This is a genomic window from Microcystis sp. M49636_WE2, from assembly GCF_030065375.1.
GTDB lineage: Bacteria > Cyanobacteriota > Cyanobacteriia > Cyanobacteriales > Microcystaceae > Microcystis > Microcystis aeruginosa_C.
On record NZ_JASJFG010000280.1, the window covers coordinates 1 to 2,256 of the forward strand.

Here is a 2,256-nt window from a genome sequence, read left to right on the forward strand (position 1 = left end):
CTTAAATATTGGAAGAAAGGTAGTCGGAGAGGCCGCCTTTAGCGGGAATCCGATAGAGAGGTTCGTAGTTAACCCAGTACGGGTCAAAGCGTACAAAGCTAATTCTAGATGCAATATTTGCGTACAGAATTAGTAACTATAATGGGGCTTGACAGGTGGTATCAGTTATATCACCATAAGCGAATGCGTAATACCCGTCCTATATCTTGGATTAAAGCGGCACGGAAAGATTTTCAAAAGTTTCCCAAGGAAGCCCAAGAAATTGTACTTGACGCTTTAACTATTGCAGCAGAAGGGGCAAAATCATCCCTAACCAAGCCTTTTAAGGGGATAGGTTCTGGTGTGTTCGAGATTGCTCTACCTTTCAAGGGGGATGCCTATCGAACTATTTATGCTGTCCAGTTAGGTGAGGCTATCTGGGTGATTCATGCCTTCCAGAAAAAATCCCCAAAAGGGATCAAAACACCACAGCAAGAAGTCGAAGTTATCAAAGCACGGCTCAAGCGATTGAAGGAGGAACTCTCATGAGTGAAGAACAATTTGAACTGGTACAAGGTAGCGGGAATGTGTACCGCGATTTTGGCGATGTAGATGCGGACGTGCGACAAGCGAAAGCACTGCTTGCTGCTGAAATTATCAAGGTTCTGGAGAAGGAAGACTTATCAACCCGCGATGCTCAAGTGCGAACTGGAATTAATCACAGTGAATTTGTTCAGATTCGCCATGCTAATTTGGAACGCTTTACTATTGACCGTTTGATATCAATTTTGGGTCGTCTCAATCAACAGGTTGAAATTACTATTACGACCTATCCAAGACCGACTGATTCTTCACCAATGGCATCCTAACTGTAATTGAGTGTGGGTCGATGGGAACGACCGCGCCACCAAGCTAGTAGGGTACTAGCGATAAAAATACTCGAATAGGCCCCGGCTACAAAGCCAATAATTAAAGCTAGGGCAAAATATTTTAAGGTGCTGCCACCAAAGAGAAAAATCGCCACCAGAGGCAATAAAGTAGTCAGGGTGGTATTAATTGAACGACTTAGGGTTTGACTCACCGCATTATCGACAATTTCATCCACGGATAATTCGGGGGTATTAGCAAAATTTTCCCGGACGCGATCATAAATTACCACTGTGTCATTAACAGAAAAGCCCACAATTGTCAAGAGGGAAACCAAAAATAAACTATCCACTTCTACCCCCGCAATTAAGCCTAAAACCGCAAAGACCCCTAAAGTGATCAAAACGTCGTGCAGCAGGGCGACAATGGCAAAAAAAGCGTAATCCCGTTGAAAACGGAAGCTTAGATAGACAGCAATGCCAAAAAATGACACTAATAAAGCTAAAAATCCCGACCTAAATAATTCTTGACCGATGGTCGGTCCGACGGTATCGATTTGACTGGTTTCGGGGTCAAAGGCGCCAATTTTCTGATTTAAGGTGTCGAGTAATTTCGTTCTCTGTTCTTCTGCTAGGGTTTTAGTTCGCACCGATAAAGTATATTTATCCAACACCTGCACACTACTGTTACCCAATCCTTCCTCGTCTAAAATTCCTTGCACTTCGGCAGTAGTTAAGGGTTTCTCACAGTTATTCTTTTTGGCACAGGCTAATTCTATCTGAATTCTCGTACCACCAACAAAATCTAAACTCGGTCTCAAAGGCGCTTGAATAGTGAACCAAGAAATCACCATGGCCAAAATACTACCAATCGTCAGCAAGGCCGAGACTGTCCACCAAAAATTACGCTGTTTTGTAACGTTAAATGCCATATCGATTAAGTAACAAGGAACAAAGGAAAAAAGGGATTTGGGGAGTGGGGAGTGGGGAGTGGTAATCGGTGGGTTACGGCGAATCAGAAATTATTGGTCAACAGCATAACTTATCGTCGCCTAACCCACCCTACACCTGACTCCTGATAACTGAATTATTGGTTTACCGGTAAATTAGGGCAGAAAAGTTGCGGTTTTTGACGGACGCTGGGGACGTTTAACACGGTGATTAACAGGAGAGTGCGACTACAGGTTAAAGCGGTAAACATACTCACAGCTACCCCAATGGCTAAAGTTAAAGCAAAACCCTTGACTAATCCCGAACCCAACCAAAATAGGGCAGCACAGGCGATTAAAGTAGTGACATTACTATCAAGAATACTGGAAAAAGCCCGATAAAATCCCGACTCTACTGCCCGAAATAGGGATTTTCCGGCCCTTAATTCCTCCCGGGTACGCTCAAAAATTAGTACATTTGC

General features: G+C 43.6%; 4 protein-coding genes. 2 read left to right on the plus strand and 2 right to left on the minus strand.

The genetic code is table 11. From position 1 onward, the window contains the following. Positions 1-108 precede the first annotated feature (108 nt). Both PX484_RS06745 and PX484_RS06750 read left to right on the plus strand, forming a co-directional pair. Positions 109-528, plus strand: a complete 420-nt coding sequence (locus PX484_RS06745) for a type II toxin-antitoxin system RelE/ParE family toxin (protein WP_287709780.1) — start codon at positions 109-111, stop codon at positions 526-528. Next, complete coding sequence (locus PX484_RS06750; RefSeq protein WP_008196506.1) at positions 525-848, plus strand: helix-turn-helix transcriptional regulator; 324 nt, start codon at positions 525-527, stop codon at positions 846-848. The genes PX484_RS06745 and PX484_RS06750 overlap by 4 nt, the downstream gene beginning before the upstream one ends. Here PX484_RS06750 and secF read toward each other — a convergent pair. Beyond that, positions 845-1,777 (minus strand): protein translocase subunit SecF, encoded by a 933-nt coding sequence (secF, locus tag PX484_RS06755; RefSeq protein WP_287664784.1) that lies wholly within the window; start codon positions 1,775-1,777, stop codon positions 845-847. The genes PX484_RS06750 and secF overlap by 4 nt on opposite strands. A gap of 155 nt (positions 1,778-1,932) precedes the next feature. Beyond that, on the minus strand, positions 1,933-2,256 hold a 324-nt coding region (locus tag PX484_RS06760; protein WP_288103228.1), incomplete at its 5' end, for an MMPL family transporter.